We start from the raw sequence: 22,112 nt of genomic DNA, 5'->3' as shown, positions 1-22,112 counted from the left end.
TCAGCTGCGCCGCGCCAGCAAGGCGTTTCGAAGTGCGGACGCGGATGAGTCACTGCTGTTGATGCGCCAGTCGGCCTCCTTCTGCAGGTGGAACCAGACGAAGCCCACCACGTCAGGCTGGGCTGCCAGGTAGGACACGAGTTCGGTGTTCCAGGCGGCCTTGGAACCGCCCAGCTCGGTGGAAGCCGTCTCCGCGATGAGGATGGGCTTGCCCGGAGACAGCGTCCGGAGCTGGGCGATGCCGGGGCCGAACAGGTCCTGCGGCATGATCCAGCTGCTCCACGTCTGGGACGTGCCCCAGTTGTAGCCGTCCAGGGCAACCACGTCCACATAGGCAGCGCCCGGGTAAAGGCCGGCAAGGTCTGTGGATCCCCAGTAGGGAACGTTCGGCGACCACACCCATTGCACGTTGCCTGCTCCGGCAGCCGCCACAAGATCGTGCACGTGCTGCCAGGCCGGAATGTAGTCGCCGGTCTGGTTTCCGTTGACCCCTTGGGACCAGGGGTACCAATTGCCGTTCATCTCGTGGGCGAAGCGCAGCATCACGGGCTTGCCCCAGGCAGCGAGGGCCTGGCCCCACTCGGTGATCCGGGCATCGAAATCCCCTGCCGCAATCCGGTCCAGCGAGTATGCCGGCTGGTTGACGCCGCCGCCCCAGGCCCACGGCTCCCAGGTCACAAGCGGCAGGGCTCCCCGTGCGTGAACCGCGTCCAGCTCTGCCAGGGGCGGGGCCTGCCGGAAGTCCTTGTAGATCAGGACCAGCGAGGGACTCTCCCCGGCGAGATTGGCCACCTCATCCAACTCCGCCGCTGCCATGGCTCCCCCGGCAGTGCCAACGCCGAAACGCAGCGGGTCAGTGCTGACGGCGGGTGGCTGGGGCGCGGGTACAGGCGCTGCCTGCACGACGAAAACGGTGGAGGCCTTGATGGAAGAGGTCTTGGCCGTGATGGTGGTGCTCCCGGCGGCGCCAGCGGGAATGGTGATGCCGGCGCTGAAGGCACCGGTCGCCGTGGTGCGGAACTGGAACGTGGCAGAACCGACGATCACCGTTCCCGTGGTGGAGGCCTTGAACCCCGTACCGGAAACCGTGACGGCGGATCCCGCCGGACCGGTCCCCGGGTTGACTGCCACCTGTGCGGCAGGAGCGCCGGCTGCGGCCGGCTGCACGCCGGACAGAGCGAGCCCGGTCCCAAGGAAGACAGCGACAACTAACGTCCTGAGCATTCGAAACAAGGCACCCATCCCCAGCTGACGGGCGGCCGGAGCCGCGATGTTTTCGTGCAGGAAGCACTGGCTCAAGTATTGGGCGCAGGTCCCGCCCTCCCATCAAGAAACCCACAATTCTCCCCGGAAAGCCCGCCGCAAAATGGCCGCAGACCTAACCTGAAAGGGCACAGCACCACCAACCCGCGACGTTTCCGTCAATGGTTCTTCCCAGCTGAAAGGAGCGTCGTGAGCGCCTCAGATGATGCCCCCCGGCCGTTGGTGGACCAGTCCGTACTCGACCGGCTCCTGGAGGAACTGGAGGAGGACGAGGGGTACTGCAGGGTCTTCGTGGACAACTTCATCGAGTGCCTGCCGGAGCGCATCGACCGCCTTCGGCTGGCCCTGACCACCGGGGACCTGGACGGCTCGGTGGATGCAGTCCTCAGCCTGAAGACGTCAAGCCAAATGGTGGGAGCCGAGCGGCTCGCCGGCCTTGCCTTGGACCTCGAGGGCGCAATCCGCACCGACGCACGCACGTCCGATGCCGCCGTCGTCCTTCCCCGGCTGGCCGCCACGTTCCTCCGCCCCATCAACCTGTGCAGCGAACTGACGACGCACCGGCTGCAGGCTCAGTGCTCGCTTGGAGCCAGCCGGTAGCCCACGCCGCGGACGGTTTGCAGCCAGCGCGGCTGCTGGGGGGAATCGCCAAGCTTCTTGCGGAGGTTGCCCATGTGGACTTCCACTGAGCGTTCGTCGGCCTCGCTGATGTAGCTGCCGACGTCGTAATCCTCGTCCCGCAGCCTGCGCACCAGGTCCGCCTTGGTGCGGACCGTCCGGCCGGCCTCGAGCAGGGCATGGAGCAGTTCGAACTCGGTGCGGGTGAGGTTCATTTCCTTGCCGTCCACCACGACGGTGCGGGAAGCGTAGCTGAGTTCCAGGCCGTTGTGGCTGTAGTTCCCGCGTTCGGAGTGCCCGTTGCCCTCCGCAGCCTCCACCGTGGACGCCTCGGTATCCGCACCTGACCGGGGCCGGCGCATCATGGCGGCGATACGGGCACGCAGCTCGCGCGGACGGAACGGCTTGGTGAGGTAGTCGTCCGCGCCGGACTCCAGCCCGATCAGGGTGTCCAGTTCTTCGGTGCGGGCCGTGAGCATCACGATATAGGCGTCGGAAAACTCGCGGATCTGCCGCGATACCTCAAAGCCGTCGATGTCCGGCAGGCCGAGGTCCAGGGTGATGACGTCCGGGTTCAGGGTCTTCGCGATGAGGACGCCCTCCGCGCCGCTGCTTGCCACTGTCACTTCGAAACCGGCCTGGGTCAGGACCGTGCGGACCAGTTCCCGGATATCATGGTCATCCTCGATGACCAGCCCAACGCGTGCATCACTCATAGTGCCCCCTCAGCAGCCAACGTCAGAAGTATAGCTGCCTGCGGATATCCTGCTGCTATGGCCCTTTACACCCTCGCGCGAAAGTCGCCACGCAATGACTGATCCGTCGCCTGGTCCTCGGGACGGCTGCGATTCTTCCGGCGTCCCTTCCACGAGTACCGGCTGCGGGACCGCGTAGCACTGAGCCAGATGCCGCTCTTCGTGACAACGTGCCTGACGGCTTTCCTGGTGTGGGTGTTCTTTCCCCAGGGCATGGGCAACCCCTTTTTCGTCGCGTTCCTGGTCTCCCAGCTCGTGCTGATGGCTTCCTGCTACCTCGTTCCGTGGGAGCGGCTGCCGTACACGAGTTTCCTGGCCATTCCCGTGCTTGATTTCGTCTCCATCGGTCTGGGGCGGGAAGGCGGCCTGGAGAGCCTGACCAGCATCGGCCTGCTCGCAGTGCTCCCGGTGATCTGGCTGTGCGCCTCCGGCTACTACCCCAGGCTGGCCCTGTGGCTGGCGTTCCTCGCCCCGCTGGCCATCCTGTGGGCGCCCCTGCTCATCAAGGGGACCTTCACCGCGCAGGACTTTGCGCGGACCCTGCTCCTTCCCGTCATCACGCTCGGAATCGGTGTGTCCGTGAGCGTGCTGACGCTGAGCATGATGCGGCAGCAGCGTGAGCTGGAGGAAAAAGACGCCCAGCTCCAGGCCAACCTCCGCACCAGCCAGCGGCAGGAATCGCTCCTCAATACAGTCCTGGACACCGTGCATCTGGGCGTCCTCGCCGTGGATGCCGACGGCCATGACGTCCTCATGAACCGGAAACAGCGTGCCAACCACGTCCTGGCCAGTCCCAAGGACAACCCGGACCCGAACGAATCCCAGCTCCTGGTGTTCGGACCAGACCGCAAAACCCTGGTTCCCGTGGAAGACCGCCCGGTCCGCCGCGCCGTGCTGGGCGAAACCTTCACGGACTACCTCGTGTGGCTGGGTGACGGCAAGGAGCAGCGCGCCTTCGTAACGACGGCGCGTGCCATGAAGGATCCGGACGGCAAGTTTGCCGGCTCGGTGATCGCCTTCAGCGACGTGACGGACCTGGTGAACGCCCTGTCCGCGAAAGACGACTTTGTCTCCAGCGTCTCCCATGAGTTCCGCACCCCGCTGACCTCCATCCTGGGCTACGTGGAGATCCTGCTGGCCGACGACCAGGCGGAGTCAGACCGGGAGATGCTGGAGATCATCCGGCGGAACTCCGAGCGTCTCCTGACCCTGGTGTCCGACCTGCTGGCGAGCCGCAACGGCCAGCTGATTGTCACTCCGCACACAGTGGATGTTGCCGAGCTGGTCCGTGCCAGCGTGTCCTCCGCGCTGCCCAAGGCCGCAGTGGCCGGAGTGGTCCTGGCGGCCGAGACGCCGGACAAGCTGGAAGCCCATGTGGACGGCGCCCGCATCTCCCAGGTCCTGGACAACCTGGTGTCCAACGCCATCAAGTACTCCCCCGACGGCGGGAACGTCCTGGTCAGCCTGGCACAGGAGGACGGCCACCTGGCCTGCAGCGTCTCGGACACCGGCATGGGGATGACCGCGGAGGACACGTCCGAAGTGTTCGCCAAGTTCTTCCGCACCAGCAACGTGCGCCGCACCGCCATTCCCGGCGTCGGCCTGGGCCTGCCCATCAGCAAGGCAATCGTCGAAGCGCACGGCGGGACGATCGAGGTGGACAGCCAGCTGGGCAAGGGCACCACCTTCACGTTCCGGGTCCCGGTCTAGATTTCGACAGGCTCAATCACCGTTGGTTGAGCTTGTCGAAACCCGTGGTGGTTTCGACAGGCTCAACCGCCGAATGCTGCCGGACCACTTCTCCCCAGGACTGCCGGGCCAGCTCCCGGACGGAGGCCAGGATGTCCGACGGTGGCAGGGAAAGGTCCAGCGGAAACTCCACGATGTCGATGTCCGTGTTGAGGATCCGGCGGAGCTTCATCTCCCCCGCACCCGCGTAGACCAGCCAGGCGGTGGGCACGGCCAGGGCGGTGCAGTGTGCAAGCATCTGGTAGTGGTCGGCCGTCAGCGAGGCGCCGGCATCCGAAGCCGCCTTGTACTTGGCGTTGTAGACCACCACCGGCCGTCCGCCCAGCAGGTGCACGGCGTCCGGACGGACCTGCAGCCTGTCCGTGTCCCGCACGGCCTCGCTCAGCAGCGCGTTGTACCGCAGCCGCAGCTCCCCCGGGTATTCCGCCATGGCCGCCCGCAGGGCTGCGCCGACGAAGTCCTCGAACACCCGGGCCATGTCCACCACGAACGAGGCCGTCTGCTGCCCGCCCTCGCCCGCTTCTGCCGATGCGTTGCGCAGGATCACTTCGGCGAGCCGGAGCACCGCGTGGTAGCGCAGGTTCATCCGGGTGGGTTTCCACGGCGGCAGCGGGGCGCCGGCGGCAAGCCGTGTGACGTCGTCGAGCTTTCCCTTCAGCTGGCGGAGCCGGCTCAGCACCTCCGGGCGGACCCCCGGAACCTGCCCCATCCGCTCAAGTGCGGCGCGCAGGATCCGGTTCTCGGCGATGTCCTCGGTGAACTCGTCATAGGAAACTTCAAGGGGCACCAGCATGCCCGGCCGCCGCGAGATCTGGTCCGAAATCCGGATCCGGCCCTTGACGGTCCGCAGCGACTCGTCCACTGTCAGGTAGCCCTGCAGCACGCCGCGGCCCAGGGCTCGCTCCGCCAGCTGTGCGAGCGACTCGGCCAACGCGCTCCACAGCCCGCCCTCCTCGGCGGCGGCAACGGTGTCAGGCCGGAAACCCTGGTCAGCCGCGTAGCTGAGCAGGAACAGGAGCCGGCTGAGCCCCAGCCGGTCCTTGGGCCGCACATCCAGCTGGACCGTGGGCGTGCGGACCGAGCCCACCTTGCCCACCGGTTCGATCCGGTACAGGCCCATGCCCATGGGAGAGGCCTTCGCCAGGCCGCTCGAATTCACGAACGAGGCGCTGGCAGGGTCCAGACGTTCCACGATGCCCCGGGACAGTTCGTCCAGGACCAGATGCCGCCGTGATGCTGCGCGGCTACCCTGCTGCAAGGCGTCCCAGCAGCTGGTCCAGCCCGAAGCGCTCTTCCAGCTGCGCCCGGGTGAGCTGGCCGTGGTAGTGCTCCTCCAGCAGCGGCATCAGCTCGTACTTCCAGATCCGGCGCAGCCCGGCGGGAGTCTGGGCCGCCGGCTTCATGAAGTAGGACGGGCCGATCATCAGGTCACGGTCCCACTCGTCGATGGCACTGTTCAGGGCATCCAGCAGCAGCGCCGGGGTGGTATCCAGCTGCCGGGCCTGCAGGAACCGGAGCAGCGAGCCCTTGACCGGTTCGGTCTGCGGGTGCAGTTCGATGAAGGAGAACCGACGGCGGATGGCTGCGTCCATCATCGCGATGGAACGGTCCGCGGTGTTCATGGTGCCGATGATGTAGAGGTTGTCCGGCAGCGTGAACGGCTCGTTGGGGCTGTACTGCAGGTAGATGCGGTCGTCCCGGTACTCCAGCAGGAAGTACAGCTCGCCGAACACCTTGGCCAGGTTGGCCCGGTTCATCTCATCGATGATCAGGAAGTAGGGCTTCTTTTCGTTGCCGGGCTTGGCGGCCTCCTCCGCGAGGCGCCGCAGCGGTCCGGCCACCAGCTTGAAGGACACCTGGCCGTCGTCTGTCTTGTCCGGCCGGTAGCCCTCGAAGAAGTCCTCGTAGGCGTAGGACGGGTGGAACTGCACCAGTTTGACCCGTTCGTCGGTGGTGTCGTCGGCCAGCTCCGCGGCGAGGTGCTTGGCCAGGTACGTTTTTCCGGTGCCGGGCGGGCCGTAGAGGACCAGCTGCCGGTTCTCCTCCAGCAGGTCCGCGATCTCCTGCAGGGGTTCCAGCCCCATGTGCAGCGAGTCGGCGAATTCGGGGGTCAGCCGGCGGAAGCTTCCTGGACCGGAGGTACGACGGCGGCGCCTTCCGTGTCGCTGTCCGGTTCCGTTTCGGCTTCCGGCGGCAGGAGGGCCTGCAGGGCCGGCATCACGCGGGTCACGTCGACCACGATGCCCGCGGTGGCCAGCTGGCGCTGGACGTGGCGGGGCAGGCTCGCCGTAGCGTGCCCCTCGTCAAACCAGCGGACCTTGCGGCGCAGCCGCCGGTTGTCGTCGTTGTAGTCGGGTTCGCCCAGCACGCCGCCCAGCCGCACGGCGCCGGCGTGCTGGTACAGGACCAGGTCGCCCGGTTTCATGACGGTCAGGAAGGCGAAGACGGCCGTCTTGGTGTCCTCGCGTTCCACATAGCCAAGGTGTTTGTAATCCTCGTCCACCGCGTGCTGCACCACTCCGGCGGTGACGCCGGGGTCCAGCAGCCGGAGGTGTTCGACGTCGAGCGTCACCTTCTCCTCGCCCTGCCAGGCGGTGAGCAGTTCGGTGTTGTCGCCGTGGGTCCGCAGCAGCCAGGCCCGGTGCCCGGGGTCGCCCACCTTGCGCCATTGGCTGACCAGCTGCCGGGCGTACCAGTCGATGCGCTGTCCTGCCTGCTCGTCGAGGTGCAGGCGGATGCGGTGGATATCGGCGGTGATGTCCTCTTCGCTGTCGCCCTTTGCCCCGCCCACCAGCGAAGCGAAAGCATCCCGGATTTCCTGCCGCTCGACGTCGGCCACCACGGGCTCGAAGTAGCTGGGCCAGGCCAGGAATTCGATGCTGCGGCGGATGGCGGGCTGGTCGTCCGGGGTGCCGGCCGCCAGGGCATGGAACTTCAGCGGGTCCAGCAGCGCCGCGGTGATGCTGGTGGGCGGCTGCTGGTCCACGTGCTGCACGAAACGGCACAGCCATTTCAGGTGGTCCCAGATGGTCCAGTTGAACTCCGCTGTCCGGTCCCTGATGACGCCGTGGTCCGTCATGCCCTGGTAGAGCTCTTCGGGCAGCTCAAGGGGAGGCTCCAGCCATGACGCAGCCTCTGCCACGCGGGCGCGCTTGACCTTCAGCGACTTCACCTCGTGGGCCAGCGGCAGGGACTGCAGGAAGAGCAGTTCGACTGCCAGCTGCTTGGCTTCCCGGGACGCGCCGTCGAGGTTTTGCCGGAGGTTGGTCATCATGGGCGCCTTGGGGTCCGGCGCGCCGCGCTCCAGCCTCTCCGCCAGCTCCGCCGCCGCCTCCGAGGTCCAGGTCAGGGTCCGCCCGTCCAGCGCCGACGGCTTGCCCTGCAGCCCGGGGCCGAGGACGAACCAGGCCGCGTCCTCGATTTCCCGGGAGATGCCGGGGGCGCGGGTCATGGCAGCAGTGGAGGCGGGGGTCATGGATCCAAATTTACAGGGTGAAGCTGGACGGCCGCTCCACGCCTACGCAATACTGCTGGCCGGAACCACCGGCACCCCGCCTCCTGCCGCTTGGCTACTTGGCCCCGGGCAGCCGCTTGCGGCCAAAGATGAAGTAGCCCATGGGCCCGATGAAATTGATGAAGGACGCGGCCCGCCATGCGGCTTTCGGTCCGTTGATCTGGGCGGCGGGCCGCCGAGAGATGTCCCGCTGCGCTGCCACCAGCAGCGACATCTGGGCGATGCCCACAATGATGGTGCCCGCCTTTGCCGACGGGGACATCTCCTTCCAGGTCTTCTTCTTCCTGGCGGGGCTGGTCTTGTTCTTGGCCATCTGGGTTTCCTTTCGCTCGGGTGGTTCCAGTCCAGTCTGCCCGCTGGAGTGTTGTCCAGAGGCTTAGTGCCTGTAGGGGGCCATTCTGTCCTTTTGCTCGGGCGTCAGCCGCTGCACCCTGCCGGTGGCCTCATCCACAAACGCCAGGTGGCTGCTGGCCTTCACGCAGTCCTCCCCCGTGACGGGGTCCTGGATGAGGTAGTGGATGTCGAAGCTGGCACCCTTGACGGAGCCGATCCACACCTGCACCACTGCGGGGACGTTCCGGTACTCGAGGGTCCGCACGTAGCGGATCTTGTGGTCCACCACCAGGGCCATGGTGCCGTCCGGGACGGCGTTGAACAGCGAAACCTTGGGCTCGATGCCCGGCAGCCCCGCACCCTTCGGCGGGCCGAAGGCACCGATCCTGGCTTCCTCCAGCATCCGGACGATCTGCACGTTGTTGATGTGCCCGTAGGCATCCATGTCGCCCCAGCGCATCGGTACCAGGACCTCGATCCGCTCATTACCGTTCCTGCTGTTGTCCTGCCCCACGTGGCCTTCCTGCGCGCTCAGCTGTGTACCGCCGTCGAATCGTCTTCCGGCACCTCGCCGGCGTCCGCCCCAGCGAACTGGGACATGTACAGCCGGTGGTAGGCGCCTTCGGCGGCAAGGAGCACCTTGTGGTTCCCCTGCTCCACGATCTTGCCGTCTTCCATCACCAGGATGGTATCGGCATCCCGGATGGTGGAAAGCCGGTGCGCGATGACGAAGCTGGTCCGGTCCGAACGGAGGGCCGCCATGGCCTTCTGCACCAGGAGCTCGGTACGGGTGTCCACGGAGCTCGTGGCTTCATCGAGGATGAGCAGGGAGGGGTTGGCCACGAACGCCCTGGCAATGGTGATCAGCTGCTTCTCGCCGGCGCTGACGTTGTTGCCTTCCTCGTCGATGACGGTGTTGTAGCCCTCGGGCAGGGCACGCACAAAGCGGTCCACGAACGTGGCCCTGGCAGCGGCCATGATCTCTTCCTCCGTGGCGTCCAGGTTGCCGTAGCGGATGTTGTCGTAGATGGACCCGCCGAACAGCCACGCGTCCTGCAGCACCATGCCCACCTTGGAGCGCAGCTCGGAACGGCTGAGGTGGGTGATGTCCACTCCGTCCAGGGTGATGGAGCCGGAGTTCAGCTCATAGAACCGCATCACCAGGTTGACCAGGGTGGTCTTTCCGGCACCGGTTGGCCCCACGATGGCCACCGTGTTTCCGGGCTCCGCGGTGAAGGACAGGTTCTCGATGAGCTTCCGGTCCTCGGTGTAGCTGAACGTGACGTTCCGGAATTCCACGTGCCGTCGGTCTTGGCGGGCAGGTGTTCGGTGGGGGTCTCCGGGTCCTGCTCGTCCGCGTCCAGGAATTCGAATGCTCGTTCCGCGGAGGCCACGCCGGACTGGAGCATGTTGGCCATCCCGGCCATCTGGCCCAGCGGCTGGGTGAACTCTCGGGAGTACTGGATGAACGCGGTGGCGTCGCCCAGCGACATCGACCCGGAGGCAACCCGCAGGCCACCCACCACCGCGATGCCACGTAGCTGAGGTAGGAAACGAACTGCATCACCGGAAGATGATGCCGGACACGAACTGGGCGCCGAAGCTGGCCTTGTACAGGGCCTCGTTGCGTTCCTCGAACCGCTCCAGCATGTCCGCGTCCCGGCCGAAGACCCGCACCAGGTCGTGCCCGGAGAACGACTCCTCGATCTGGCCGTTGAGCGTGCCGGTGTTCTTCCACTGCGCAGCGAACAGCTTCTGGCTGCGCACCCCGATCATGCCGGCGGCAACGCCGGAGAGGGGCAGTGCGATGAGCGCGATCAGGGCCAGCTGCCAGGACACGATGAACATCATGATCACGATGCCCAGCACGGTGAGGACGGAATTGATCAGCTGGGCGAAGGCCTGCTGGAGCGCCTGCTGGATGTTGTCGATGTCGTTGGTTACCCGGGACAGGACGTCGCCGCGCTGGCGGGTGTCGAAATAGTTCAGCGGCAGGCGGTTGAGCTTCTTTTCGGTGTCGTCGCGAAGCCGGCGGATCACCTTCATGACGATGCGGTTCAGCACGTAGCCCTGCAGCCAAAGGAAGATGTTCGCCACGAAGTACATCAGCAGGACGACGGCGATGAGCATGGTCAGCTTGTCGAAGTCGATGCCGGCACCGGGCACCAGTTCCATCCGGGCGACCATGTCCGCGAAATTGTCCTGGCCCTGCTGGCGCAGCCCGTCCACGAACTGTTCCTTGCTGACGCCGGCGGGAAGCTGCTTGCCCACCACGCCGGCGAAGATGACGTCCATCGCCTGGCCCAGGATCTTGGGGGCGATGACGTTGAGCACGACGGCGACGATCACCATGCCCACCACCACGTAGATGCCCAGCGCCTCGGGTTTCAGCAACCCCATCAGCCGCTTTGCTGACGGCCAGAAGTGCTCTGCCTTCTTGGCGGGCATCCCGCCGAACATGTCGCCGTCGGCCTCGGAGGGCTTGTACTCCTCCTCCACGAAGTCGTCGTCCTGCAGCACCCCCGCACCGGGGGCGGATGCAGCCGGTCCTGGCGTTTCTTTGATGGACGTGGAGTCCTTCTTGCGGGGGCTCATGCCATTTCCTCCACGCTCAGCTGCGATTCAACAATTTCCTGGTAGGTGGGTGATGTTTCCAGCAGTTCCTCATGGGTTCCACGGTCCACGATCCGGCCATTGTCCAGCACCAGGATCTGGTCTGCCTCGGTGATGGTGGACACCCGCTGGGCCACGATGATGACCGTGGCGTCCGCGGTGGTCTGCTTCAAGGCGGCGCGCAGGCGGCGTCGGTGGCGACGTCGAGGGCGGAGAACGAGTCGTCAAACAGGTATACCCGCGGCTTGGTGACCAGTGCCCGGGCGATGCAGAGCCGCTGCCGCTGGCCGCCGGAAACGTTGGTTCCGCCCTGGGCGATCCTGGCGTCCAGGCCGTTCTTCTTGTCCCGGACGAACGATTCGCCCTGGGCTACCCGCAGCGCGTCCCAGAGTTCCCGGTCCGTGGCCTCTGACTTCCCGAACCGCAGGTTGTGCTCGATGGTGCCGGAGAAGAGGTAGGGCCGCTGCGGCACCAGGGCCACCCGCTTGGTGATTTCCGCCCGGTCCAGCCTGCTGACCGGGACACCGTCCAGGAGCACCTCGCCCTCGACGGGGTCGTAGAGGCGGGGCAGGAGCGAGAGCAGAGAGGTTTTGCCCGCACCCGTGGATCCGATGATGGCCACGGTCTGGCCGGGCCTCGCGGTGAAGCTGATGTTGCTCAGGACCGGCGACTCGGCGCCCGGGTAGGCGAAAGTGACGTTGCGGTATTCCACCACCCCGGCCAGCGCGGCCGGAGCCTTTGGCTGTTCGGGATCATGGATGGAAGGTTCGACGGCGAGGACCTCGCCGATGCGGTCGGCGCAGACCGAGGCGCGCGGGATCATCATGGCCATGAAGGTGCCCATCATGACGGCTACCAGGATCTGCAGCAGGTACTGCAGGAAGGCAGTCAGCGCACCCACCTGCATGTCGCCGGAGTCCACCCGCTGGCCCCCGAACCACAGCACCGCGGCGGTGGACAGGTGCAGGATCATGCTGATGGCAGGAAACATCAGCACGAACAGGGCGCCGATCTTCAGCGACACATCGGTGAGCTCCCGGTTGGCCTCGCCGAACCTCTCCGTCTCGTACGGTTCCCGGACAAAGGCCCGCACCACCCGGATGCCGATGATCTGCTCGCGGAGGACCGCGTTGATGCGGTCGATTTTCTTCTGCATCGAACGGAACAGCGGCATCAGCCGGACCACCAGGTACCCCACCACCACAGTGAGGAGCGGCACCGAAACCCACACCAGCCAGGACAGGTTGAGGTCCTCGCGCAGGGCCATGATGATGCCGCCAATGCACATGATGGGCGTGGCCACCATGAAGTTCAGGGCCATCAGCATCAGCATCTGCACCTGCTGGACGTCATTGGTGCCGCGGGTGATCAGCGTGGGTGCGCCGAAGGCGTTAACGTCCTTGGCCGAGAAGCTGGTGACCTTTCGGAACACGGCGCGGCGCAGGTCCCGGCCCAGGGCCATGGCTGTCTTGGAGCCGAAGTACACGCCGGCGATGGCGGTCCCCACCTGGACGAACGCCACCAGCAGCATCACCATGCCGGTGCGCCAGATGAAGTCCGTGTCCCCGCGGGACACCCCTTCGTCAATGATCTGCGCGTTGAGGCTGGGAAGATAGAGCGCGGCAATGGTGGAGGCAAGCTGGAAGGCGATGACCGCCACCAGGTAGGGCGTGTACGGCCTGGAAAACCTCCGTATGAGGGTGAGGAGCATGCCCGCGGATCCTTAGGGATAAAGTTCGGTAAGAAGAGGGGTTAAGTAGTAGCAGCCGGGGCTGACATCCTTAGCCTTCTCACTCTACGAAACTCCTCCCCGGCGGGGAACAAACCGTACAGAAGATCATCCGCGGGGAGTACCGCGGCAGGTTACCTGGCCGCTGGGGCAAGTTCCGGCGTCGTACTTTCCGCCTCCACTGCAGGCTGGATGTCCACGGTGCGGCGCAGCGGCTTTTCCTTGATGAAGAGGACTGCTACCAGTGCCACCGCGGCAACCGCGGCGGAAATCAGGAACACCTCTGCCGTGGCATCACCGTACGCGGCACGCATGATCTCGCGGACCGGTTCGGGCATGTGTGCCAGGTCCAGGCTGCTGCCGGCGCTGCCGCCCTGGACGGGGATTCCGGCGGCGGCCATTCCCCGGGTGGCCAGTTCGCTGACCCTGTTGGCGAGGACGGCACCCAGGACCGAGACGCCGATGGCGCCGCCCACCGAGCGGAAGAAGGCCACCGAGGCGCTGGCGCTTCCGATGTCGGAGGCTCGGACGGTGTTCTGCACAGCCAGGACGAGGTTCTGCATCAGCATCCCCAGGCCGAGGCCCAGGACTGCGGTGAAGACGCCTGCGTGCCACAGTTCGGTGGTGTGGTCCATGGTGCCGGACAGCCCCAGCCCGCCGATCAGCAGGACGGAACCGGCAATCAGGTAGCCCTTCCACTTTCCCGTCCGGGTGATCAGGAGCCCCGAGGCCACGGAGCCGGCAAGGTTGCCGGCAATCATGGGCAGGGTGAGCAGGCCTGCCTCGGTGGGCGTGGCGCCGCGGGCCACCTGGAAGTACTGGCCCAGGAAGGTGGAGGATCCGAACATGGCCACGCCCACTGCCACGGAGGCCAGGATGGCCAGCGCCGTTGTGCGTTCGGAGATGATCTTCAGCGGAATGATGGGCTGTTCCACCTTGGACTCCACCAGCACCAGCAGCGCCAGGAGGAGGACGCCGCCTCCCACCATCAGGGCGGACTGCCAGGAGATCCAGTCGTAGTAGTCGGGGTTGCCCGCGAAGGACACCCAGATCAGGAGCAGGCTCACGCCCGTGGTCAGCAGGATCGATCCCAGCCAGTCGATCTTCGCCGGGCGCCGGACGTGCTGGATCTTGAGGGTGACCTGCAGCAGGATGAGGGCGACGACGGCGAGCGGCACGCACACGAAGAATGTCCAGCGCCAGCCCAGCGGGCTGTCCACGATGAAGCCGCCCAGGAGAGGACCGCCCGCGGTTCCCACGGCCATGACGGCTCCCATGTAGCCGGAGTACTTGCCCCTGTTCCGGGGCGGAATCATGGTGCCGATAATGGCCTGGGCCAGGGCCGTGAGGCCGCCCATGGCAATACCCTGGATCACCCGGGCACCCAGCAGCAGCGGGATGGTTTCGGAGAGTCCGGCCATGACCGACCCTGCGACGAAGATGACGATGCTGAGCTGGACCAGGACCTTCTTGTTGAACAGGTCGGCGAGCTTGCCCCAGATGGGTGTGGTGGCGGCGTTGGCCAGCAGGGCGGCGGTGATCACCCAGGCGAAGTCGGTCTGGGTGCCGTGCAGGTCGGACATGATGGTGGGCAGCGCGTTGGCCACGATGGTGCTGCTGAGGATGGCGGTGAAGAAGGCTGCCAGGAGCCCGGTGAGGGCCTCCATGATCTGGCGGTGTGACATCTCCGGCGCTGCCACAGGTGGCGTGGCGGCGGTGTGGGCGGGGGCTGCGGCTTGGCTAACCATGTTTCTGCTCCTCTGGAGTTGATGGGATGCCGGCCGCCGTTGCCCGGGCTGATTTCTTGAGTGATTCGGTGAGCTTGTGCAGGGTTTTCGCCGTGTTGCCGGCGTCCGCCTCGCTCCAGTCACGCAGGTAGTCCTGCAGGATTGCGGTCCGCTGCTCCTCGATCTGCCGCAGCTTGTCCTTTCCGGCCGGTGTGAGGGCCACCAGCTGGGCGCGGCCGTCCTCCGGATCCTGCCGCCGGACCACCAGGCCCTGCTCCTCGAGGTCGGCGATGTGGCGGCTGAGCACGGGGGCACTGACGCCCAGCCGTTCCGCGAGCTTCGTGGCCCGGGACTCCCCCTCCCCCACGAAGCGCAGGACGCCCTGGAGGGCCACTCCCGTGTCCTGGCCGCGGACACCGGCCGCGGCGATGCAGCGGACGGCGCGTTGCAGGTCGAAGATCTGGTAGACGAGGTCTGCTGCCGTGTCCGGTGCTACTGCCATGACCCAGGCACTCCTTACTTGTTTGCCTGAAGCAACTATATACGAAATTGATTGCTTTAGGAAACTATCTGCTTCTGAGACAAGAAAAACCCCGGCTCCGTGATGGAGCCGGGGTCTGGTGCCGGTTCTGTTTCTGGTCAGCCGTCCAGGTGGGTGGGCGCGAACATCTTGAGGAGGGTTTCAACCACGACGACGTTCGGCCCGTCGGCGGCAAAGCCCGCCCTGAGCGCGTCCCCCACATCCTCGGGGGCCACCCTGATTGCTGGTACGCCGAAGGCTTCGGCGAGCTTGACGAAGTCGGGGCGGGCCAGCTCAGTGGCGGTGGCCTTGCCAAAGGCGCCCACCATGTATTCGCGCAGGATGCCGTAGCCGCCGTCGTCCACTATCAGCCAGGTGACCGGCACGTTGTGCTGCCGGGCCGTGGCGAGCTCGGAGATGGAGTACATCGAGGACCCGTCGCCGGACACGGCCAGGACCCGCCCCGGCTTGCCGAGCGTTTCCAGTCCCACCGCCGCGCCGATTGCCGCGGGAAAACCGTAGCCCAGGCCGCCGGCACCCTGCGCGGAATGGAACTGCCCTTCCCGCGCATCCCAGCAGGACCAGGCCCAGTACGCCGCGATGGTCATGTCCCAGAACGTCTGCATGTCCGCCGGCACCGCCTCGCGGATATCGGCCATGAATTTCAGCTCTTTGCCCAGGTCCTGCGACTCCAGCCGGGCTTTGACCTTAGCCAGTGATTCCTTGACCAGCTCCTCAGGCGGCACCCCGTGCCAGCCCGGTTCCACTGCCCTCTCCGGACTCAGCGCTTCGTCCAGGGCGGCGAGCGCCTGGCCGGCGTCGGCACGGATGCCCAGGCCGGGGCGGTTGGACTCCAGCACGCGGGGTTCGGCGTCGATCTGGATGATCCTGCCGCGCGGTTCGAAGGTGAAGTAGTTGGACGTGACCTCGCCCAGCGACGAGCCGATGACCACCAGCACGTCCGCATCCTCAAGCAGGTCCGTCATGTGGCGGTCCTCGATCCAGGACTGCAGGGACAGCTCGTGGTTCCACGGGAATGCGCCGTTCCCGCCGGGGGTGCAGATCACCGGCGCGCGCAGTTTCTCCGCGATGGACAGCAGCGATTTTTCGGCACGTCCACGGCGGGTTCCGCCGCCTGCGATGATCGCCGGACGTTCGGCCGCTTCCAGCCACTTCACCGCCTCGCGGACCAGCTCCACCCGGGGAGGGTTGTCCGCGGCTTCAGCCAGGGCGTCTTCCACCGGCGGGACCATGATCGGGTCCAGCAGCACGTTCTGCGGGATCTCGATCCAGACCGGCCCCTGCGGCGAGGAGATCGCCTCGGTCCAGGCGTCCTGGATGGCGGACGGGATGCCGGAAGCATGCTGGATCAGCCGCTGGCTCTTGGTGACGTTCGCCGCCGAGGCCTTCTGGTCATCGAGCTGGTGCAGCATGCCCTTGCGGCGGGCACCCAGCCCTTCGAGCGGGATCTGGCTCGCCACCACCACCATCGGGACGCCCGTTGCATAGGCCTCCTGCAGGCCGGCCAGCGAGGTCAGCGCACCGGGCCCGGTGGAGAGGAACAGGACCCCCACCTCACCGGTCGCACGGGAATACCCGTCCGCCGCGAAGGCGCTGTTGTTCTCCACCCGGGAGGAGACGAACTGCAGGTTGCCCCGGCCCATGGCGTCGAAGAGGCCAAGCGCATGCTGGCCGGGAATGCCGAAGACGGTCTTCGCGCCCAGCGCCTCCAGCGTCTCGACGACGAGGTCCCCTCCGTTGCGGGCACCGGTTCCCTTGGTGGGGGCTGTTGTTCCCGGGTCGAAATCGATCATGGCCCTACTCCTTGCCGGCGGCCGCGAAGCCCGCCGGCCGGCGGATGTCCTGTCCCAGCGCCTGGGCAGCATAGCCGGTGGCCGCGCCGAACCGGTCGCCGGGCACCGCCTTGTCTGCCATCAGGGTCACCAGTTCGTAGGCGACGTGGCTGGCGGCGACGCCGGTGATCTCCGCGTGGTCGTAGGCGGGGGCCACCTCCACAACATCGGCGCCCACCAGGTTCATGCCGCGGAAGCCGCGGATGATCTCCAGCAGTTCCCGGCTGGTGATGCCGCCGGCCTCGGGGGTGCCCGTGCCCGGCGCGTGCGCGGGATCAAGGACGTCAATGTCCACTGAGATGTACAGGGGGCGGCTGCCGATCCTGTCCCGCACCTTGGCCACGGTCTCCAGGACACCCTGGTAGTAGACGTCCGCGGAGGTGACGATGCCGAAACCGAAGCGGTGGTCGTCGTCGAGGTCCTTCTTGCCGTAAAGCGGGCCGCGGGTGCCGATGTGGCTGATGGCCTCGGTGTCCAGGATGCCCTCCTCGACGGCGCGGCGGAACGGCGTGCCGTGGGTGTACTCGGCGCCGAAGTAGGTGTCCCAGGTGTCCAGGTGGGCGTCGAAGTGCAGCATGGCAATGGGTTCGCCGGCCCGCTCAGCCGCGGCGCGGAGCAGGGGCAGCGCGATGGTGTGGTCACCGCCGAGGGTTACCAGCTTGCTGCCGGTCGCCGTGAGGTCCAGCGCATTCTGCTGGACGGTCTCGATGGCCTCGTTGATGTTGAAGGGGTTGACCGCCATGTCGCCGGCGTCTGCCACCTGGACATTTTCGAAGGGGCTGACGTCCCAGGCCGGGTTGTACGGACGGAGCAGGCGGCTTGCCTCGCGGATATGGTTGGCGCCGAAGCGCGCGCCCGGCCGGTAGGAGACGCCGGAGTCGAAGGGGACGCCCACCACCGTCACGTCGGCTTTGGCTACCTGGTCCAGCCGGGGAAGGCGTGCATAGGTGGCGGCGCCGGCGTAACGGGGAATGCGGGATGAGTCGATGGGTCCAAGGTTGCCGTTGGCTTCGATGCGCAGCTCTTCCATGGGAGGCCTCTCCTTCAAGGAGTCGTGTAACTGATGTGACTGCCATCATACACCTCGGTTTTCCTATGCGCATCAAGTGTTTACCGAAGCGGCCTTTGACGCGACGCACTCCAGGACGGCACGCGCAACAAAGGGGGGCAACGTCACGCGCGGCATGCTTTTGGTAGCCACAGACAGGCCGAAGCGCGTGATTTCAGGAATCCGCAGGGAGGCTTGCGGCAAAAGGCTGCCTCACGTGACGCGGCGGGCCCGCGTGGCTACGGGAAGGAACGCGCGGAAGGGGCTAGCGGCTCGCCGCCGGAACCAGCACCCAGAGCACCTCAACCGGCTTGTCGGTGGGGTTGATCCAGGTGTGCGGTTCACGGCCCGGGAAAGTCACCGTATCTCCGGCCTCAAGGTCATACTGTTCGTTCGTGAGGATCAGCCGGATGCTGCCTTTGATCACGTGAAGCACATCCACGTCGCAGTCCACGGCGTAAAGCTCCGACTCGCCGCGGCCGTGCGGCTCAATGCAGGCCTGGATGATCTGCAGGCGCCGTTCCGAGCGGGCGGTCAGCAGGCGCTCCACGATGCCCTGGCCGCCCAAGGAAATCCGCGGGCCGTCATTGCGCTTGGTCAAATGGGTTTCCGGTGCGGCGAAAAGGTCCCCGATGGAGATGGACAGCACCTGGCACAGGGTGACCAGGGAGGCAACGGACGGGGACGTAAGGTCACGCTCAACGCGGCTGAGGAACCCCTTGGTCAGCCCCGTCGCGTCGGCAACCTGCTCGATGGTTAGCCGCTGGGACTGCCGGGCGGCCCGGATCCTGGACCCGATGGCAACGGGAACGTTGCTCGGCTCAACTGGCAGTGCTTCATGTACGAACCTTTCATTGCCGGCAGCCCCGGCCCACTCTGGAGCAATACTAATGGCCGGTCTCCACTGTGACGCCTCCAAGGCGCGCCAGCCGTCGGCCCAAGGCTCCGCCCTTGACTGTTACTGCCGTCACAGCCTAACCTTTGGAAAACATTCGTTGCCTCTCAGGCAATTACGGGAACCCCCTCCCGCCAATTTTCAGCAGCGGCTCCGGCCGTCCCCTTCCGGATACAGCCACGGCTGCCGAACAGCTCCAAGGAACCCAACATGGACGTAAGTGTCATCAACATCGCCATCGTGGTGGTGTACCTGCTCGCAATGCTGGCCTTCGGCTGGTGGGGCAAGTCCCGCACCAAGAACAACAGCGACTTCCTGGTGGCAGGCCGCCGCCTCGGACCGTTCCTCTACACAGGCACCATGGCCGCCGTCGTCCTGGGCGGAGCCTCAACGGTGGGCGGTGTGGGGCTGGGCTACAAGTTCGGCATCTCCGGCATGTGGCTGGTGGTCGCCATCGGCGCGGGCGTTCTGCTCCTGAGCCTCCTGTTCGCCGGAACCATCCAGAAGCTGAAGATCTACACGGTCTCCCAGATGCTCACGCTGCGGTACGGCAGCCGGGCGACGGAAGCTCCGGCATCGTCATGCTCGCCTACACGCTGATGCTGTGCGCCACCTCCACCGGTGCCTACGCCACCATTTTCGTGGTGCTGTTCGGCCTGGACCGGGCACTCGCCATTGCCATCGGCGGCGCCATCGTCCTGGTCTACTCCACGGTGGGCGGCATGTGGTCCATCACGCTGGCTGACCAGGTGCAGTTCGTCATCAAGACCGTGGGCATCTTCTTCCTGATGCTGCCCTTCACGATGAATGCCGCCGGAGGCCTTGACGGGATCCGCAGCCGCGTGGACGAGAGCTTCTTCCAGATCGACGGCATCGGCCTGCAGACGATCATCACCTACTTCGTGGTCTACACCCTGGGCCTGCTCATCGGCCAGGACATCTGGCAGCGCGTCTTCACCGCCAAGACCCCCGGCGTGGCGCGCTGGGGCGGAGCAACCGCCGGCATCTACTGCATCCTCTATGGCGTTGCCGGCGCCCTCATCGGCATGGCCGCCAGCGTTGCCCTGTCCAACATCGAGATCGCTGCCAAGGACGACGTCTACGCGGAAGTGGCCCAGAACCTGCTGCCCGTCGGCATCGGCGGCCTGGTCCTGGCCGCCGCGGTTGCCGCCATGATGTCCACCGCCTCCGGTGCACTGATCGCCGCCGCCACCGTGGCCCGGGCCGACGTCCTGCCGTTCGTGGCCAGCTGGTTCGGCAAGGACATCAACACCGAGGACACGGACAACCCGGAACACGACGTCAAGGCCAACCGCATCTGGGTCCTTACGCTGGGCATCATCGCGATTGTCATTGCCATCATCACCAAGGACGTTGTGGCAGCCCTGACCATCGCCTACGACATCCTGGTGGGCGGCCTTCTCGTGGCGATCCTCGGCGGCCTGGTCTGGAAGCGCGGCACCGGCATCGCCGCAGCCGCCTCCATGGCAGCCGGCTCTGTGGTGACGCTGGGCACCATGATCATCCTGGAAATCAATGCCAAGGCACCGCTGGACGGCATCTACGCCAACGAGCCCATCTACTACGGCCTGATCGCCTCCGCCGTTGTCTACATCGCTGTCTCGCTCGCCACCCCGCCCACCGACCCGCAGGTGATGCGCAACTGGCAGCGCCGGGTCTCCGGGCAGGAGTCGGAGGAAGCCCCGGCCGAGGCTGTCACCGCCCCCTGACCCATTAGCCACGCACGACGCGGCGCCTCCTTTCGCAATCCAGCGAAGGGAGGCGCCGCCGTCGTCAGTCGTTATTCGGTTTCGCGGACCTCGTCAGGGTCGTCCAACGGAACGGGCCGATCCTCGGCGTCGATGATGACCGGAGGCGCCTGGACCACCGGCTCCTCCTCGTCCAGGAATTCGTCCTCTGCATCCCAGTCGTCCTCATCTACCGGTGCATCCTCGGCGTAGTCGTAGGCGGGGTCCGCTTCGACGGCGTCCAGGTGCGGCATGTCCGGGTGCTGTCCGGTGGTGCTCATAATCCAACCTCCGTTTGTTCGCCTGACGTGCTCTTTTCGTGAGGGCGCTGGCTGCGCCACACCTTCATCACAACACCGCGCGGCAGGCGGGTCAATAGTCCTGCGGAGCCCTTCGCGGGCCTGCGGAACCGGTTCGGATTGAGGCGGACCGAAACCTTCCAGCGAGGTTTACCGGCCAAAAAACCCCGGATATTCGCAGTAAGCTGGGCTCTGCAATGGGGCCGCACCATGCCCTGTCCAGCCCAGGAGTTTCCGTGTCACAGCACGCCCAGCCGAACCCACCCCGCCCCTCCCCCGTACCCTCCGCTGCCGCCATGCCGGCCTCCGGGTCGGGCCCGGCACGGCAGCAGGGTGCCCAGAGGGAACCCTCGGCTGCGGACATCAAACGGTGGCGCCAGTACCTTGCTGACGAACGCGCCGAAGCGGCCGTCTACCGCGACCTGGCGCAGAACCGGGAGGGCGAGGAACGCGAGATCCTCCTGGCACTGGCCGAGGCCGAGGGCCGGCATGAGGCCCACTGGCTGGCACTGCTGGGCGACCAGGCGGGCAAGGCCACGCAGGCCTCGTTCCGCAGCCGGTTCGTCGGCTTCCTGGCCCGGCATTTCGGCTCGGTGTTCGTGCTGGCACTTGCCCAGCGGGCCGAGGGCCGATCCCCGTACGCAAAGGATCCCAACGCCACCGATGCCATGGCCGCCGACGAGCAGATCCACGAGGAAGTGGTCCGCGGCCTGGCGACGCGCGGGCGCAACCGCCTCGCCGGAAGTTTCCGCGCCGCCGTTTTCGGCGCCAATGACGGACTGGTCAGCAACCTCTCCCTGGTGATGGGTATGGCCGCCTCCGGGGTTGCCAGCAGCGTGGTGCTGCTCAGCGGCATCGCAGGCCTGCTCGCGGGAGCCATGTCCATGGGCGCCGGGGAATTCATCTCGGTCCGTTCCCAGCGCGAGCTGCTGGCTGCCACCCGGCCCACCCAGGTCACCCTGGCCGCCGCCCCCAAACTGGATATCGAGCACAACGAACTCCTCCTGGTCTACCTGGCCCGGGGTATGTCCCATGAAGCGGCCGAGCACCGCGTCCAGGAACGCATGGGGCTGTTGTCCTGCGACTGCGATCCGAGCCTGTCGCTGCAGCCGGAACTGCCCGAGGACGAGGACCAGCACGAGGCCGTCGGCACCGCGTGGGGCGCCGCGCTGTCCAGCTTCTGCTTCTTCGCCTCCGGCGCGATCGTCCCCATCCTGCCGTTCATCTTCGGCCTGACCGGGGTGGCGGCCCTGGTGGTGGCCGGCGTCCTGGTGGGCCTCGCCCTGCTGGGCACCGGCGGCATCGTGGGCCTGCTCTCCGGCACGTCCCCCCTGACCCGGGGACTGCGCCAGCTCGGCATCGGGCTGGGAGCAGCCGCCATCACCTACCTGCTGGGGCTTGTCTTCGGCACCGTGGTGGGTTGATGGCAGGCATCGCGGCCTGGGCGC

13 protein-coding genes and 5 pseudogenes are annotated in these 22,112 nt (G+C 66.4%); 4 read left to right on the top strand and 14 right to left on the bottom strand.

Going from position 1 to position 22,112, the window contains the following annotated elements; all coding sequences use genetic code 11:
* A complete protein-coding gene (locus G205_RS04470) occupies nucleotides 1-1,224 on the bottom strand; it encodes a glycosyl hydrolase (RefSeq protein ID WP_009356924.1) in 1,224 nt (407 codons plus the stop codon).
* A gap of 228 nt (nucleotides 1,225-1,452) precedes the next feature.
* On the opposite strand from G205_RS04470, the gene G205_RS04465 reads away from it, so the two are divergent.
* Nucleotides 1,453-1,863 carry an Hpt domain-containing protein gene (locus G205_RS04465; RefSeq protein ID WP_009356923.1) on the top strand — a complete coding sequence of 137 codons (411 nt, stop codon included), beginning with the start codon at nucleotides 1,453-1,455 and terminating at the stop codon, nucleotides 1,861-1,863.
* On the opposite strand, the gene G205_RS04460 is transcribed toward G205_RS04465, so the two are convergent.
* On the bottom strand, nucleotides 1,836-2,597 hold the full coding sequence (locus G205_RS04460) for a response regulator transcription factor (RefSeq protein WP_009356922.1): 762 nt from the start codon (nucleotides 2,595-2,597) through the stop codon (nucleotides 1,836-1,838). The genes G205_RS04465 and G205_RS04460 overlap by 28 nt on opposite strands.
* A 189-nt stretch (nucleotides 2,598-2,786) precedes the next feature.
* Here G205_RS04460 and G205_RS04455 point away from each other — a divergent pair, with 189 nt between their 5' ends.
* On the top strand, nucleotides 2,787-4,346 hold the full coding sequence (locus tag G205_RS04455; protein WP_009356921.1) for a sensor histidine kinase: 1,560 nt from the start codon (nucleotides 2,787-2,789) through the stop codon (nucleotides 4,344-4,346).
* 16 nt (nucleotides 4,347-4,362) lie between these two features.
* Here the strand turns inward: G205_RS04455 and G205_RS04450 are convergent, their stop codons facing one another.
* From G205_RS04450 to G205_RS04400, 11 genes and pseudogenes are all read right to left on the bottom strand, one after another.
* The gene (locus G205_RS04450; RefSeq protein ID WP_009356920.1) at nucleotides 4,363-5,643 is read right to left on the bottom strand and encodes a 5-methylcytosine restriction system specificity protein McrC; all 1,281 of its coding nucleotides are present in this window, start codon (nucleotides 5,641-5,643) and stop codon (nucleotides 4,363-4,365) included.
* Nucleotides 5,630-7,860: pseudogene (locus tag G205_RS04445) on the bottom strand (McrB family protein). The gene G205_RS04450 and the pseudogene G205_RS04445 overlap by 14 nt, the downstream one beginning before the upstream one ends.
* 94 nt (nucleotides 7,861-7,954) lie before the next feature.
* Complete coding sequence (locus G205_RS04440; protein ID WP_009356919.1) at nucleotides 7,955-8,212, bottom strand: PLDc N-terminal domain-containing protein; 258 nt, start codon at nucleotides 8,210-8,212, stop codon at nucleotides 7,955-7,957.
* A gap of 63 nt (nucleotides 8,213-8,275) precedes the next feature.
* The gene (locus G205_RS04435; RefSeq protein ID WP_035752058.1) at nucleotides 8,276-8,692 is read right to left on the bottom strand and encodes an acyl-CoA thioesterase; all 417 of its coding nucleotides are present in this window, start codon (nucleotides 8,690-8,692) and stop codon (nucleotides 8,276-8,278) included.
* 71 nt (nucleotides 8,693-8,763) lie between these two features.
* Nucleotides 8,764-10,827, bottom strand: a pseudogene (locus G205_RS04430) (ABC transporter ATP-binding protein).
* Nucleotides 10,824-12,556, bottom strand: a pseudogene (locus G205_RS04425) (ABC transporter ATP-binding protein). The pseudogenes G205_RS04430 and G205_RS04425 overlap by 4 nt, the downstream one beginning before the upstream one ends.
* A 182-nt stretch (nucleotides 12,557-12,738) precedes the next feature.
* A pseudogene (locus tag G205_RS04420) lies at nucleotides 12,739-14,259 on the bottom strand (MFS transporter); the annotation flags it as partial.
* Nucleotides 14,260-14,314: 55 nt separating this feature from the next.
* Nucleotides 14,315-14,803: a MarR family winged helix-turn-helix transcriptional regulator gene (locus G205_RS04415; RefSeq protein ID WP_009356916.1), complete on the bottom strand. Its 489-nt coding sequence runs from the start codon at nucleotides 14,801-14,803 to the stop codon at nucleotides 14,315-14,317.
* A 137-nt stretch (nucleotides 14,804-14,940) separates the two neighbouring features.
* Nucleotides 14,941-16,635 (bottom strand): thiamine pyrophosphate-binding protein, encoded by a 1,695-nt coding sequence (locus G205_RS04410; RefSeq protein ID WP_009356915.1) that lies wholly within the window; start codon nucleotides 16,633-16,635, stop codon nucleotides 14,941-14,943.
* Between the two features lie 4 nt (nucleotides 16,636-16,639).
* Nucleotides 16,640-17,704, bottom strand: coding sequence for an agmatinase (gene speB, locus G205_RS04405; protein ID WP_009356914.1), 1,065 nt, complete (start codon nucleotides 17,702-17,704; stop codon nucleotides 16,640-16,642).
* 283 nt (nucleotides 17,705-17,987) lie between these two features.
* Nucleotides 17,988-18,608 (bottom strand): cupin domain-containing protein, encoded by a 621-nt coding sequence (locus G205_RS04400; RefSeq protein ID WP_052014036.1) that lies wholly within the window; start codon nucleotides 18,606-18,608, stop codon nucleotides 17,988-17,990.
* A 219-nt stretch (nucleotides 18,609-18,827) separates the two neighbouring features.
* Here G205_RS04400 and G205_RS04395 point away from each other — a divergent pair.
* Nucleotides 18,828-20,347: pseudogene (locus tag G205_RS04395) on the top strand (sodium:solute symporter family protein).
* A 71-nt stretch (nucleotides 20,348-20,418) separates the two neighbouring features.
* Here the strand turns inward: G205_RS04395 and G205_RS04390 are convergent.
* The gene (locus G205_RS04390; RefSeq protein WP_009356912.1) at nucleotides 20,419-20,646 is read right to left on the bottom strand and encodes a hypothetical protein; all 228 of its coding nucleotides are present in this window, start codon (nucleotides 20,644-20,646) and stop codon (nucleotides 20,419-20,421) included.
* A gap of 254 nt (nucleotides 20,647-20,900) precedes the next feature.
* Here G205_RS04390 and G205_RS04385 point away from each other — a divergent pair, with 254 nt between their 5' ends.
* Nucleotides 20,901-22,088 carry a VIT1/CCC1 transporter family protein gene (locus G205_RS04385; protein ID WP_009356911.1) on the top strand — a complete coding sequence of 396 codons (1,188 nt, stop codon included), beginning with the start codon at nucleotides 20,901-20,903 and terminating at the stop codon, nucleotides 22,086-22,088.
* Nucleotides 22,089-22,112: the final 24 nt, after the last annotated feature.

This window comes from Arthrobacter nitrophenolicus (assembly GCF_000332815.1).
GTDB classification, from domain to species: domain Bacteria; phylum Actinomycetota; class Actinomycetes; order Actinomycetales; family Micrococcaceae; genus Arthrobacter; species Arthrobacter nitrophenolicus.
The sequence above is the reverse complement of the archived record's forward strand: the minus strand, read 5'-3'. Positions and strand labels throughout refer to the sequence as shown.